The organism is Mycolicibacterium boenickei, from assembly GCF_010731295.1.
Taxonomy (GTDB): Bacteria; Actinomycetota; Actinomycetes; order Mycobacteriales; family Mycobacteriaceae; genus Mycobacterium; species Mycobacterium boenickei.
In genome coordinates this window covers 5,329,215-5,342,834 of record NZ_AP022579.1, presented here as the reverse complement: position 1 = coordinate 5,342,834, position 13,620 = coordinate 5,329,215, and the positions used below count along the sequence as shown (strand labels likewise).

General features: G+C 67.3%; 12 protein-coding genes. 11 read left to right on the top strand and 1 reads right to left on the bottom strand.

Going from position 1 to position 13,620, the window contains the following annotated elements; all coding sequences use genetic code 11:
- The first annotated feature begins 30 nt into the window (after nucleotides 1-30).
- From G6N57_RS25510 to mutM, 8 genes are all read left to right on the top strand, one after another.
- Nucleotides 31-3,450: a pyruvate carboxylase gene (locus tag G6N57_RS25510; protein ID WP_077738862.1), complete on the top strand. Its 3,420-nt coding sequence runs from the start codon at nucleotides 31-33 to the stop codon at nucleotides 3,448-3,450.
- Nucleotides 3,447-4,001 (top strand): 16S rRNA (guanine(966)-N(2))-methyltransferase RsmD, encoded by a 555-nt coding sequence (gene rsmD, locus G6N57_RS25505; RefSeq protein WP_077738863.1) that lies wholly within the window; start codon nucleotides 3,447-3,449, stop codon nucleotides 3,999-4,001. Before G6N57_RS25510 ends, rsmD begins: the two co-directional genes overlap by 4 nt.
- A 38-nt stretch (nucleotides 4,002-4,039) precedes the next feature.
- Nucleotides 4,040-4,516 carry a pantetheine-phosphate adenylyltransferase gene (coaD, locus tag G6N57_RS25500; RefSeq protein ID WP_077738864.1) on the top strand — a complete coding sequence of 159 codons (477 nt, stop codon included), beginning with the start codon at nucleotides 4,040-4,042 and terminating at the stop codon, nucleotides 4,514-4,516.
- Between the two features lie 86 nt (nucleotides 4,517-4,602).
- Entirely contained in the window at nucleotides 4,603-5,169 is a 567-nt protein-coding gene (locus G6N57_RS25495) for a hemerythrin domain-containing protein (RefSeq protein WP_077741659.1), read from the top strand.
- A gap of 149 nt (nucleotides 5,170-5,318) precedes the next feature.
- On the top strand, nucleotides 5,319-6,056 hold the full coding sequence (sepIVA, locus tag G6N57_RS25490) for a cell division protein SepIVA (RefSeq protein ID WP_036445489.1): 738 nt from the start codon (nucleotides 5,319-5,321) through the stop codon (nucleotides 6,054-6,056).
- A gap of 64 nt (nucleotides 6,057-6,120) precedes the next feature.
- Entirely contained in the window at nucleotides 6,121-6,738 is a 618-nt protein-coding gene (locus G6N57_RS25485; RefSeq protein WP_077741661.1) for a YceD family protein, read from the top strand.
- Complete coding sequence (gene rnc / locus G6N57_RS25480) at nucleotides 6,735-7,427, top strand: ribonuclease III (protein WP_220096895.1); 693 nt, start codon at nucleotides 6,735-6,737, stop codon at nucleotides 7,425-7,427. The genes G6N57_RS25485 and rnc overlap by 4 nt, the downstream gene beginning before the upstream one ends.
- Before the next feature lie 6 nt (nucleotides 7,428-7,433).
- Nucleotides 7,434-8,303 carry a bifunctional DNA-formamidopyrimidine glycosylase/DNA-(apurinic or apyrimidinic site) lyase gene (mutM, locus tag G6N57_RS25475; protein ID WP_077738865.1) on the top strand — a complete coding sequence of 290 codons (870 nt, stop codon included), beginning with the start codon at nucleotides 7,434-7,436 and terminating at the stop codon, nucleotides 8,301-8,303.
- 22 nt (nucleotides 8,304-8,325) lie between these two features.
- Here mutM and G6N57_RS25470 read toward each other — a convergent pair whose 3' ends face one another.
- On the bottom strand, nucleotides 8,326-9,153 hold the full coding sequence (locus G6N57_RS25470; RefSeq protein WP_077738866.1) for an Rv0361 family membrane protein: 828 nt from the start codon (nucleotides 9,151-9,153) through the stop codon (nucleotides 8,326-8,328).
- Between the two features lie 139 nt (nucleotides 9,154-9,292).
- Here G6N57_RS25470 and G6N57_RS25465 point away from each other — a divergent pair, with 139 nt between their 5' ends.
- From G6N57_RS25465 to smc, 3 genes are read left to right on the top strand one after another with little or no spacing between them, the layout of a single operon-like run.
- Nucleotides 9,293-9,700, top strand: coding sequence for an OsmC family protein (locus G6N57_RS25465; protein WP_065460671.1), 408 nt, complete (start codon nucleotides 9,293-9,295; stop codon nucleotides 9,698-9,700).
- Nucleotides 9,697-10,005: an acylphosphatase gene (locus G6N57_RS25460; RefSeq protein ID WP_077738867.1), complete on the top strand. Its 309-nt coding sequence runs from the start codon at nucleotides 9,697-9,699 to the stop codon at nucleotides 10,003-10,005. The genes G6N57_RS25465 and G6N57_RS25460 overlap by 4 nt, the downstream gene beginning before the upstream one ends.
- Before the next feature lie 26 nt (nucleotides 10,006-10,031).
- Nucleotides 10,032-13,619: a chromosome segregation protein SMC gene (gene smc / locus G6N57_RS25455; RefSeq protein WP_097925965.1), complete on the top strand. Its 3,588-nt coding sequence runs from the start codon at nucleotides 10,032-10,034 to the stop codon at nucleotides 13,617-13,619.
- Nucleotide 13,620 lies beyond the last annotated feature (1 nt).

Genomic DNA, 13,620 nt, shown 5'->3' with positions numbered 1-13,620 from the left:
TCCGCAATAACTTGTCGGTTAGGTCTACCCGTGATTTCCAAGCTGCTAGTCGCCAATCGTGGCGAGATCGCCATCCGCGCTTTTCGTGCCGCCTATGAGATGGGCATCGCGACGGTGGCGGTGTACCCGTACGAGGATCGCAATTCGCTGCACCGCCTGAAGGCCGACGAGTCGTATCAGATCGGTGAGATCGGCCATCCGGTACGGGCGTACCTGTCCGTGGACGAGATCATCAGGGTCGCCCAGCATTCCGGCGCGGACGCGGTGTATCCGGGATACGGATTCTTGTCGGAGAATCCGGAGCTGGCGTCGGCCTGCGCGGAGGCGGGGATCACCTTTGTGGGCCCCTCGGCGCAGGTTCTGGAACTGACCGGGAACAAGGCGCGGGCGATCGCGGCGGCCAAGGCTGCGGGCTTGCCGGTGCTGTCGTCCTCGGCGCCGTCGTCGTCGGTGGACGAATTGGTCGCTGCGGCAAGGGATATGACGTTCCCGCTGTTCGTCAAGGCGGTGTCCGGCGGTGGCGGGCGCGGCATGCGCCGGGTGACCGACCCCGAGGCACTGCCCGAAGCGGTGGAAGCGGCATCACGTGAGGCCGAGTCGGCGTTCGGCGATCCCGCGGTGTACCTGGAGCAGGCCGTCATCAACCCGCGCCACATCGAGGTGCAGATCCTCGCCGATACGCAGGGCAACGTGATGCACCTGTTCGAGCGTGATTGCAGCGTGCAGCGGCGGCATCAGAAGGTGATCGAGTTGGCGCCGGCGCCGAATCTGGATCCTGCTCTACGCGAACGCATTTGCTCGGATGCCGTGGCTCTGGCCCGTCAGATCGGTTACAGCTGCGCGGGCACCATCGAGTTCCTGCTGGACGAGCGTGGTCATCACGTGTTCATCGAGTGCAATCCACGGATTCAGGTGGAGCACACGGTGACCGAGGAGATCACCGACGTGGATCTGGTGGGCTCGCAGTTGCGGATCGCGGCCGGGGAGAGCCTGGCCGATCTGGGGTTGAGCCAGGATTCGCTGGTCATCCGCGGGGCGGCGATGCAGTGCCGGATCACGACCGAGGATCCCGCCAACGGATTCCGTCCCGACACCGGGCGGATCACCGCCTACCGGTCGCCCGGCGGTGCGGGCATCCGCCTGGACGGCGGCTCCAACCTTGGTGCGGAGATCTCCGCGCATTTCGACTCGATGCTGGTCAAGCTGACGTGTCGGGGACGTGACTTCTCCACGGCCGTGGCCCGCGCGAAGCGTGCGCTGGCCGAGTTCCGGATCCGCGGTGTGTCGACGAACATCCCGTTCCTACAGGCGGTGATCGACGATCCCGATTTCCGCGCCGGACGGGTCACCACGTCGTTCATCGATGATCGCCCGCAGCTGCTGACCGCGCACACCCCCGCCGACCGTGGCACCAAGATCTTGAACTACCTGGCCGACATCACGGTGAACAAGCCGAACGGGGAGCGGCCGTCGGCGGTGTATCCGCAGGACAAGCTGCCGCCGCTGGATCTGTCGTCGGTGCCCCCTGCGGGTTCCAAGCAGCGTCTGGTCGAGTTGGGCCCCGAAGGGTTCGCGCGCTGGATGCGTGACAGCAAGGCCCTCGGGGTCACCGATACGACGTTCCGCGATGCCCATCAGTCGTTGTTGGCCACCCGGTTGCGGTCCACGGGCCTGCTCAAGGTGGCTCCGTATGTGGCTCGGACCATGCCGCAGCTGCTGTCGATCGAGTGCTGGGGTGGAGCGACTTACGATGTGGCGCTTCGGTTCTTGAAGGAAGACCCGTGGGAACGGCTGGCCGCGCTGCGCGAGGCGGTACCCAACATCTGTCTGCAGATGTTGCTGCGGGGCCGCAACACCGTGGGATACACGCCGTATCCGGAGCTGGTGACCTCGGCCTTCGTGGACGAGGCGACCCGCACCGGCATTGATATCTTCCGGATCTTCGACGCGCTCAACAACGTCGAGTCGATGCGTCCGGCGATCGATGCGGTCCGCGAGACGGGCACGGCGATCGCCGAAGTGGCGATGTCCTACACCGGTGATCTCAGTGATCCGGGCGAGAACCTGTACACGCTCGATTACTACCTGAAGCTGGCCGAGCAGATCGTCGACGCGGGCGCGCACGTGCTGGCGATCAAGGACATGGCCGGGCTGTTGCGACCGCATTCGGCGCAGCTGTTGGTCAGTGCCTTGCGTAGTCGGTTCGATCTGCCGGTGCACGTGCACACCCACGACACCCCGGGTGGGCAGTTGGCGACGTATCTGGCGGCCTGGCAGGCCGGCGCGTCGGCGGTGGACGGTGCCGCGGCGCCGTTGGCCGGCACCACCAGTCAGCCGGCGTTGTCCTCGATCGTGGCAGCGGCCGCGCACACCGAGTACGACACGGGCCTGTCCCTGGATGCGGTGTGCGATCTGGAGCCCTACTGGGAGGCGCTGCGCAAGGTCTATGCGCCGTTCGAGTCGGGCCTGCCTGCCCCGACCGGGCGGGTGTACACCCACGAGATCCCCGGCGGGCAGCTGAGCAACCTGCGCCAGCAGGCCATCGCGCTGGGGCTGGGGGACCGGTTCGAGGAGATCGAGACTGCCTACGCCGCCGCCGATCGGGTGCTGGGCCGGTTGGTGAAGGTGACCCCGTCGAGCAAGGTGGTGGGCGATCTGGCGCTGGCGCTGGTCGGTGCCGGGGTGAGCGCGCAGGAGTTCGCCGCCGATCCCGCCCGCTACGACATCCCCGACAGTGTGATCGGATTCCTGCGTGGCGAACTCGGGGACCCGCCGGGCGGCTGGCCGGAACCGTTGCGCACCAAGGCACTTGAAGGTAGGGGACCGGCCAAGCCGATCCAGGAGCTCTCGGTCGAGGACGAGGCACTGCTGGCGGCGCCGGGCCCCAAGCGGCAGGCGGCGTTGAACCGGTTGCTGTTCCCCGGGCCGACCAAGGAGTTCGACTCCCACCGCGAAACCTACGGTGACACCTCTGGTCTCAGTGCCAACCAGTTCTTCTACGGGCTGCGCTACGGCGAGGAACATCGCGTCGAGCTTGAGCGCGGTGTGCAGCTGCTGATCGGTCTTGAGGCGATCTCCGACCCCGACGAGCGCGGGATGCGCACGGTGATGTGCATTCTCAACGGGCAGCTGCGTCCGATCACGGTGTGCGACCGCAGCATCGCCAGTGAGGTCCCGGCCGCCGAGAAGGCCGATCGCAACAACCCGGATCATGTCGCGGCACCGTTCGCCGGTGTGGTCACCGTCGGTGTCGCCGTCGGGGACACCGTGGAGGCCGGCGCGACGATCGCCACCATCGAAGCGATGAAGATGGAAGCCGCGATCACCGCACCCAAGGCCGGTACCGTCGAGCGAGTTGCGGTGGCCGCCACCGCACAGGTCGAGGGCGGTGACCTCCTCGTGGTGGTCGGTTCGGCGGGCAGGAGCGAGGCGACCGGGGGATCGATCTGACCCGCATCGTCGCCGGCAGTCTGGGTGGGCGTCGTATCGCGGTGCCCAGCAAGGGAACCCGGCCGACTTCCGACCGGGTCCGCGAGGCCGTGTTCAACGCGTTGACGGCGCGGCTGGACTTCGCCGGATTGTCGGTGCTGGACCTGTACGCGGGCTCGGGAGCCCTTGGCCTGGAAGCGATTTCGCGGGGTGCGACTTCGGCGACCTTTGTCGAGTCCGATGCTCGCGCAGCGGCCGTCATCACGGAGAACATCGCCACCCTCGGCGTCCGGGCCGCTTCGGTGCGTCGCGGCAGTGTGGAGGCGGTGCTGGCCGGGGGTACCACGCGGCCGGTCGATCTGGTTTTCGCCGATCCCCCATACGACCTCGATGACGCTGCGGTCGATGCGATGCTCACCCTGCTGGCCACCGCCGGCTGGGTGACCGGTGGCAGCTTCGTGCTGGTGGAGCGGCGCGCGTCGAGTGGGCCCGTGAAATGGCCGGCGGGCTGGGATGAGTTGAGTACCCGGCGTTACGGCGACACCCGGGTGGAACTCGCCGAAGTGGGCTAGCGGATCCGCTGATCCGTCGGCCTGTAGCGTCGTCACCCATGAGTGGCGCGGTATGCCCCGGCTCCTTCGACCCGGTGACCCTTGGCCATGTCGACATTTTCGAGCGTGCGGCCGCACAGTTCGACGAGGTCGTGGTGGCGGTTCTGGTGAACCCGAACAAGAAGGGCATGTTCGACCTCGACGAGCGCATCGCGATGATCGTCGAGTCGACGACGCACCTGCCGAACCTGCGGGTCGAGTCCGGCCAGGGCCTGGTGGTCGACTTCGTCAAGGCGCGTGGGCTGACCGCGATCGTCAAGGGCCTGCGTACCGGCACCGACTTCGAGTACGAGCTCCAGATGGCGCAGATGAACAAGCACGTGGCCGGTGTCGACACGTTCTTCGTCGCGACCACGCCGCAGTACTCGTTCGTGTCGTCGTCGTTGGCCAAAGAGGTCGCATCGTTGGGCGGCGACGTGTCCGCGCTGCTTCCTGAGCCCGTGAACCGCAGGTTGCAGGAAAAGCTGCGCGGTTAGCCGGCCGCGGCGACGGGTATTGGTTCGGGGTGGCGCTCAGCCCATGCGCCCTACTTCCAAAACCCGATCACGCGGAGGTGCGTGCCGTGCCCAATACATTCGTTCAATCCACCGATGACGTCGTCAAGTTCCTCAAAGACCAGCACAACCTGATCAAGGACCTGTTCGAAGAGGTGTTCTCGGCGTCCACCGCCAAGGCGCGGGAAAAGGCGTTCGTCGAACTGCGGCAACTTCTGGCGGTCCACGAGACCGCCGAGGAGATGGTCGTGCACCCACGGGCTCGTCGTGAGGTCGCCGAGGGCGATGAGATCGTCGACGCCCGGCTGCACGAGGAACACGCCGCCAAGGAGCAGCTGTCCAAGCTGGAGAGCATGGACGTCGAGTCGGACGACTTCATCACCGAGCTGGCCAAGTTCCGCGAGGCGGTGGTCGACCACGCCGAACGCGAAGAGCATGAAGAGTTCGACAAGCTGCATCGCAAACTTGATGCCGACGACCTGGAACGGATGGTCAAGGCCGTGCAGGCCGCCGAGGCGATCGCCCCCACCCGCCCGCACCCCGGGGTGGAATCGGCCGGGCTGAACTTCGCTGTCGGGCCCTTCGCATCAATGCTCGACCGTGCGCGCGACCTGATCGGCGCGGCGCTGCGGTGACTTCGCCGGTCGAATCGGCACCGCTGGGTGGCCCATGACGGCGCTCACAACGGGCGATGGCCCGGGCGACACACCGATTGTGCTCCCAAGTCACAGGCGTAACACCAGGCACACTAGTCACTAACAACGACGACCTGGAGGGTTTTGCCGTGTACCGAGTTTTTGAAGCGCTCGACGAGCTCGGCGCGATCGTCGAAGAAGCGCGCGGTGTGCCGATGACCGCCGGTTGCGTCGTGCCTCGCGGGGATGTCCTCGAGCTGATCGACGACATCAAGGACGCCATCCCTGGCGAGCTGGACGACGCGCAGGATGTCCTCGATGCACGCGACTCGCTGCTGCGTGAGGCCAAGGAGCACTGCGAGTCGGTGATGTCCAAGTCCAACGCCGACGCAGACGGCATGCTCAACCATGCCAGGAGCGAGGCCGACCGGCTCCTCGCCGATGCCAAGGCCCAAGCGGACCGGATGGTCGCCGAGGCCCGCCAGCACAGTGAGCGCATGGTCGGGGAGGCACGCGAAGAGGCGGCACGGCTGGCGGCCGTGGCGAAGCGCGAGTACGACGCGAGCACGGGCCGGGCCAAGGCCGAAGCCGACCGCCTGATCGAGAACGGCAACCTGTCTTACGAGAAGGCCGTGCAAGAGGGCATCAAGGAGCAGCAGCGCCTGGTGTCGCAGACCGAGATTGTCTCGACGGCGACGGCCGAGGCCACCCGGCTCGTCGACGCGGCGCACGCCGAAGCCGACCGGCTGCGCGGCGAATGCGACATCTACGTCGACAGCAAACTGGCCGAGTTCGAGGACTTCCTCAACGGCACGTTGCGCTCCGTCGGCCGTGGACGTCATCAGCTGCGCACGACCGCGGGCACGCACGACTACGCCACCCGCTGACGACGATGCGAAGTCGGCGCGCACTGCCGCGTGGCGCGCTCTGACGCCGCCGTAGGATCGATGCATGGCGACGCATGCGAGATCCGGCGGGCGGGAGCGGCCTGACAAGCGTAGTAACCGCCGATCGCCCTTGGTGATCGATGTCTCCCGACTGGGCCGGCGACCGGGGTCGTTCCTTCCGTACCAGGAGACGGTGCCGAGCCCGGTGCGGATCGGGGCCGAGCTGGTCGCCATCGAGGAGGGCGCGCCACTCGACCTCGACCTGCAGTTGCAGTCGGTGTCGGAAGGGGTGCTGGTCAGCGGGACCGTATCGGCCCCCACAGTCGGCGAATGCGCGCGTTGCCTGACGGCACTGACCGGTGATGTCGAAATCGACCTCACCGAGCTGTACGCATACCCGGACAGCACCACCGACGAGACCACCGAGGCCGACGAGATGGGCCGGGTCGGTGCCTCCGGTCAGGACGACACCGTCGACCTGGAACAGCCGATCATCGACGCTGTCGGATTGGCACTGCCGTTCTCCCCGTTGTGCCGTCCAGACTGTCCGGGCCTGTGCCCGGACTGCGGCATCGCGCTGGCCACCGCCGAGCCGGGCCACCACCACGACAAGATCGATCCGCGCTGGGCCAAACTGGCAGCGATGATGCCCGACGACGAGCAGCCCAGGGGCAACGAGTGACCGACCCGCACGCGGCGCTGCTTGAGGCACTGGGCGTCGAGCTTCCCGCCGAACTGCTGACCATCGCGTTGACGCATCGCAGCTACTCCTACGAGAACGGTGGCCTGCCGACCAACGAGCGGCTGGAGTTTCTCGGGGACGCGGTGCTCGGGTTGACGATCACCGAGGAGCTCTACCACCGCCACCCCGAACGCTCTGAGGGTGACCTGGCGAAGCTGCGGGCCAGCATCGTCAACACTCAGGCACTGGCCGATGTCGGCCGCGGGCTGACCGAAGGCGGCCTCGGCAGTCATCTGCTGCTGGGCAAGGGCGAGGAGAATTCCGGCGGCGCCGACAAGTCCAGCATTCTCGCCGATGGTGTCGAATCCCTGCTCGGTGCAATCTATTTGCAGCACGGCCTGACCACTTCACGTGAGGTCATCCTGCGGTTGTTCGGTGATCTGCTCGACACTGCGCCGACGCTGGGAGCCGGGCTGGACTGGAAGAGCAGCCTTCAGGAGCTGACGGCCTCCCGCGGACTCGGGGCCCCCAGCTACGTGGTGACCTCCACCGGCCCCGACCACGACAAGGAATTCTCCGCAGTCGTGGTGGTGGCCGACGTCGAATACGGCAAAGGCGTGGGGCGCAACAAGAAAGAGGCCGAACTCAAGGCGGCGGCCGCGGCCTGGAACGCACTGGACAATGCGTGAGCACCGATGCCTGAACTGCCCGAGGTAGAGGTAGTCCGCCGCGGGTTGCAGGAACATGTTGCGGGCAAATCGATTTCGGCGGTACGGGTGCATCATCCGCGTGCCGTGCGACGGCATGAGGCCGGCCCCGCCGACCTGACGGCGCGGCTGCTCGGCGCCCGTATCACCGGTACCGGCCGACGCGGAAAGTACCTATGGTTGACGCTGTCGGACCCTGACGGAGCCGAGGACGAGGCCGACGCCCTGGTGGTGCACCTGGGTATGAGCGGTCAGATGCTGTTGGGGCCGCTCCGCGACGACCGGCACCTGCGGATCGCGGCGCTGCTCGACGACGGCACAGCCCTGAGCTTCGTCGACCAACGTACGTTCGGAGGCTGGCAGCTGGCGGAGTTGGTGACCGTGGACGGCACCGCCGTGCCGCAACCGGTGGCACACGTCGCCCGCGATCCGCTCGACCCGCTCTTCGACCGCGACCGGGTGGTTACCGTGCTGCGGCGCAAGCATTCTGAGATCAAACGCCAGTTGCTCGATCAGACCGTGGTGTCCGGCATCGGCAACATCTACGCCGACGAGGCGCTGTGGCGCACGAAGATCAACGGTGCCAGAACCGCCGCGCTGCTACCGCGGCGCCGGTTGGCCGAGGTGCTCGATGCCGCCGCTGACGTGATGACCGACGCGCTGAGCCAGGGCGGGACGTCATTCGATTCGCTGTACGTGAACGTCAACGGCGAATCCGGTTACTTCGAAAGGTCTTTGGACGCCTATGGCCGCGAAGGGGAGCCGTGCCGACGGTGTGGCGCGGTGATGCGCCGTGACAAGTTCATGAACCGGTCATCGTTCTATTGTCCGAAATGCCAGCCCCGCCCCCGGGGATGACATTTCGATAATGTGCGGCTGATCACCGCATGCCGGACAGCTGCGGCGAGTCACTCATGCAGATCTTCCACGAGCCGCTCTCCTTGCGTAGGTACAGCTTGGCCGCGCCCTTGCTGGTCGAGATGTCGACGACGGCCTTGTCGCCGTTCACCGTGATCTTGCTGATCTCGGCCTGCGAACCGCTGCTGTCCGTGTTTTTCGGAACGTCGATGGCACCGATCCCGCCGATCTTGTCCAACAGGTCCTGGTCGGCCTGGCAGAAATAGGGCAGGGCTTCGCTCAGGTCACTGGAGCTGGCCATCACCTCATCGAGAAAGTCCCGGACTTCCTGCTCGGCATCGCTCGTCTGAGACGAGCCGGCGCTGGTGCGGCCGCCGTTCGATTTCGAATCGCCGTTCACGGCGAAGAAGATCACGCCGACGACCACGGCCAGCACCGCGATCACGGCACCGCCGATCGCCAGCCATTTGCCGTTGCCGCCCTTGGGTGGCTGCGGAGTGGGGTAGCCGTATGGCGGCGGCGCACCGTACGGCTGTTGGGCCCCGTAGGGAGCTCCGTAGGGCTGCTGGGGCGCTCCGTAGGGATTTCCGTAGGGCTGCTGCGGCTGCTGGGGCGCGCCATACGGTGCTCCGTACGGCGGCTGAGGCTGTTGCGGCTGCTGTGGTGCACCGTAGGGCGACCCGTAAGGCTGTTGCGGCTCCTGAGGTGCCCCGTAGGGCGACGAGTAAGGCTGCGCAGGGTTGGCGCCGGTGTTCGGATATCCCTGAGGCCCGCCTTGCTGGTACGGCTGCTGCCACGGATCGGGCGAACCCGACGGTGGGGTGGGCGGATTGCTCGGCGGGTAGGTCACGGTGCTCCTCGGCGAAAGTCGGTCTGCCGAGTCTATCGTCGCTGGATGGTTCACCGCCGTGGTGAACCACAGCCTTCGCGGTGGACCGGCAACCATCACCGCTGGAATAACCGTGTGTCGCGACGTGTAGAAATACCGCATGACCGAACTTTGGGTTGACCGCACCGGCGTACGCAGGTATGTCGGGCGCAGTTCGCGCGGCGCAGAGGTACTCGTCGGCAGTGAGGACGTCGAAGGCGTGTTCACCCCGGGCGAGTTGATGAAGATCGCCCTGGCGGCGTGCAGTGGCATGTCCAGCGATCAGCCCCTGCGTCGCCGCCTCGGCGACGACTATCCGGCGACCATCCGGGTGTCCGGCCCGGCGGACCGGGAGCAGGAGCGCTACCCGCTGCTGGAGGAGAAACTCGAGATCGACGTGTCGGGCCTCTCGGAATCCGAGGTGGCCAGGCTGCTGACGGTGGTCGAGCGCGCGATCGACCAGGTCTGCACGGTGGGCCGCACCCTGAAATCCGGCACCGAGGTGAAGTTCGAGGTCGCCACTCGATGACCGGCCCGGGACTCCCCGCAGTCGGGCCCGATGCCGAGGTGCGCCTGAGCGCCTGGGTGCACGGTCACGTGCAGGGCGTGGGGTTCCGCTGGTGGACCCGGTCGCGGGCGCTGGAGCTGGGCCTGACCGGGTTTGCTTCGAATCGTCCCGACGGCCGGGTGCATGTCGTGGCCCAGGGCCCGCGGGCGAAATGTCAGCGATTGCTTGAGCTGTTGCAGAGCGGACAGACCCCGGGGTCGGTGGACAACGTCGTCGCAGATTGGGCGGATGCCGACGCCCCGATGGCGGGGTTCACAGAACGGTAGCCGAGTCGGCGGTAGGGTAAATCGCCGTGCACCTCAAGAGTCTGACGCTGAAGGGCTTCAAGTCCTTCGCTTCGCCGACGACTCTGCGCTTCGAACCCGGCATCACCTGCGTCGTCGGTCCCAACGGATCGGGCAAGTCGAACGTCGTCGATGCCCTCACCTGGGTGATGGGCGAGCAGGGCGCCAAGACGCTGCGCGGCGGCAAGATGGAAGACGTCATCTTCGCCGGCACGTCGTCACGCGCACCGCTGGGTCGCGCCGAGGTGACGCTGACCATCGACAATTCGGACAACGCGCTGCCCATCGAGTACTCCGAGGTGTCGATCACCCGCCGCGTATTCCGTGATGGGGCAGGCGAATACGAGATCAACGGCAGCAGCTGCCGCTTGATGGACGTCCAGGAGCTGCTGAGCGACTCCGGCATCGGCCGCGAGATGCACGTCATCGTCGGCCAGGGCAAGCTCGCCGAGATCCTGGAGTCGCGTCCCGAGGATCGCCGCGCGTTCATCGAGGAGGCCGCCGGCGTTCTCAAGCACCGCAAACGCAAGGAAAAGGCGGTCCGCAAGCTCGAGTCGATGGCGGCCAACCTGGCCCGCCTGACAGACCTGACCACCGAGCTTCGCCGCCAGCTCAAGCCGCTGGGCCGCCAGGCCGAGATGGCGCGCCGCGCGGCCACCATCCAGGCCGATCTGCGCGATGCGCGGCTGCGGCTGGCGGCCGATGACCTGGTGCGACGGCAGGTCGAGTTCCACAACACCAACCAGGCTGAGACCACGCTGCGCCGCGAGCATGACGAGGCGACGGTCCGGCTGGAAACGTCGACCGTCGAGCTGCAGGCGCACGAGGCCGCGGTGGCCGAACTGACCCGCCGCGCCGAGGCCGCCCAGCAGACCTGGTTCCGCGCCTCGGCCCTGGCCGAGCGGGTGAGCGCCACTGTGCGCATCGCGACCGACCGGGCTCAGTTGTTCGAGTCCGAAACAGAGGTTTCCACCGGGCAGGATCCCGATGCGCTCGAGGCCGAGGCCGACGAGGTCGCCGAGCTCGAGATGGAGCTGCTCGGCGAGCTCGAGGAGTCCCGCATCGTCTTGGAGACCGCTCGAGCCGAGCTGGCCGAACGTGAGCGAATCGCCGCCGAGGCCGAGCGGGCGCACCTGGCCGCGGCGCGCGCCGAGGCCGACCGTCGTGAAGGCCTGGCCCGGTTGGCCGGTCAGGTCGACACCATGCGCACCCGGGTCGAGTCGATCGACGACGGCGTGATGCGCATCTCGGTCAACATCGAGGAAGCCGCCGCCAAAGCCCAACAGACGCAGGCCGAGTTCGAGACCGTGCAGAATCGCGTCGGCGAACTCGACGCCGGAGAAGTGGGCCTGGACGAGCAGCACGACCGATCGGTGGCGGCGCTGCGCCTCGCCGACGAACGGGTGGCCGAACTGCAGGCCGCCGAGCGCGCCGCCGAACGGCAGGTGGCCTCGTTGCGGGCCCGTATCGAAGCTCTGTCGGTCAGCCTGGACCGGCGTGACGGCGCCGCGTGGTTGCAGAAGAACCACAGTGGCCCAGGCCTTTTCGGCACCATCGGCGAATACCTGAAGGTGCAACCGGGGCATGAGGTGGCGGTGGCCACGGTGCTCGGTGCGGCTGCCGATGCGTTGGCCGCCGAGGATTTCGGTGTCGCCGCAGCCGCCGTGGCCGCGCTCAAGCAATCCGACGGGGGACGCGCGGCCCTGCTGCTGGGGGACTGGAAGGTCAACGGCTCGACGCCATCGGGAACGCTGCCCGAAGGGGCGATCTGGGCCAACGACGTGGTGTCCGTCCCGGAGCGGTTGCGCGGGGCCATCACCGCGATGCTCTCCGGGGTGGCGGTGGTGACCGATCTGCCCGCCGGGGTGCAACTGGTGTCGGAGCGGCCGGACCTGCGTGCGGTGACTGCGGACGGTGACCTGGTCGGTGCGGGCTGGATCAGCGGTGGCTCCGATCGCAAGCCGTCCACCCTCGAGATCAGTGCCGAGATCGACAAGGCCCGAGCGGAACTGGAGGTCGCCGAGCGGCAGACCGGTGAGCTCGCGGCGGCATTGTCGGGTGCGTTGACCGAGCAGGCCGCCCGACAGGAATCGGCCGAAGAGGCGATGGCTGCGCTGAACGAGTCCGATGCCGCGATCTCGGCCATCTATGAGCAACTGGGCCGCCTGGGACAGGACGCCCGTGGGGCCGAAGACGAGTGGCAGCGGCTGATCCGCCAACGCGACGAGCTCGAGGCCGGGCGTACCAAAACGGTCGAGGAGCTCAACGAACTCGAATCGCGCTTGCACAACGCCGAACAGCTGCCGATGTTCGAGGCCGAGCCCGTGGACCGCCAGTCCTCGGTGGCCGCTGCCGAGGCGGCGCGCTCGGTCGAAGTCGAGGCCCGACTGTCGGTTCGAACTGCCGAGGAACGTGCGAATGCGGTTCGCGGACGCGCTGATTCACTGCGCCGGGCCGCCGCTGCCGAGCGCGAGGCGCGGGTGCGCGCACAACGGGCCCGGGAAGCCCGCGAACATGCTGCGCGGGTGGCGGCTGCCGTGTCCGAGTCGGGACGTGTGGTGGCCCAGCGGTTGAGCGCCGTGGTGTCGGTGGCCTCACGGATGCGCGACGAGCTGGCCACCGAGCGCCAGCTGCGAGGCACCGCACTGGCTCAGGCGCGCGAGGCGGTCACCGAACTCAACGCGAGAATCACTGCGCTCACCGATGCCCTGCACCGTGACGAGATGGCCAAAGCGCAAGCGTCGCTTCGAATCGAGCAACTTGAGGCCCAGGTGCTCGAGCAGTTCGGAATGCCTGCCGCCGACCTGATCGCCGAGTACGGGCCCCAGGTGGCGTTGCCACCCAGTGAGCTGGAGATGGCGGAGTACGAGCAGGCGCGGGAGCGCGGCGAACAGGTGACGGCGCCTGCGCCGATGCCGTTCGACCGGCCGACCCAGGAGCGCCGGGCCAAGAAGGCCGAGCGCGAGCTCTCGGAGTTGGGCCGCGTGAATCCGCTTGCGCTGGAAGAGTTCGCCGCGCTGGAAGAGCGCTACAACTTCCTGTCGACGCAACTTGAGGACGTCAAGGCCGCGCGCAGCGATCTGCTCGATGTCATCGCCGACGTCGACACGCGCATCCTGCAGGTGTTCACCGAGGCCTACGTCGACGTGGAGCGCGAGTTCGAGCAGGTGTTCTCCACGCTGTTCCCCGGCGGCGAGGGCCGGCTCCTGTTGACCAACCCCGCCGACATGCTGACCACCGGTATCGAGGTGGAAGCCCGGCCGCCGGGCAAGAAGATCAAACGACTCTCGCTGCTGTCCGGCGGGGAGAAGTCGCTGACCGCGGTGGCGATGCTGGTGGCGATCTTCCGGGCTCGGCCGTCCCCGTTCTATGTGATGGACGAGGTCGAGGCCGCCCTCGACGATGTGAACCTGCGCCGCCTGATCAGCCTGTTCGAGCAGCTCCGGGAGAAGTCCCAGCTGATCGTGATCACCCACCAGAAGCCCACGATGGAAGTCGCTGATGCGCTCTACGGTGTGACCATGCGCGGCGACGGCATCACCACCGTGATCTCGCAGCGGATGCGGGGGCAGGAGCTGGCGGCCAGTTCGGGCTAGC

Excerpts from the sequence above, each read along its gene's own strand:
- G6N57_RS25465 (WP_065460671.1), top strand. The coding sequence starts at position 9,293 with ATGACCGAACTTTGGGTTGACCGCACCGGCGTACGCAGGTATGTCGGG.
- G6N57_RS25460 (WP_077738867.1), top strand. The coding sequence starts at position 9,697 with ATGACCGGCCCGGGACTCCCCGCAGTCGGGCCCGATGCCGAGGTGCGC.
- G6N57_RS25485 (WP_077741661.1), top strand. The coding sequence starts at position 6,121 with ATGGCGACGCATGCGAGATCCGGCGGGCGGGAGCGGCCTGACAAGCGT.
- mutM (WP_077738865.1), top strand. The coding sequence starts at position 7,434 with ATGCCTGAACTGCCCGAGGTAGAGGTAGTCCGCCGCGGGTTGCAGGAA.
- coaD (WP_077738864.1), top strand. The coding sequence starts at position 4,040 with ATGAGTGGCGCGGTATGCCCCGGCTCCTTCGACCCGGTGACCCTTGGC.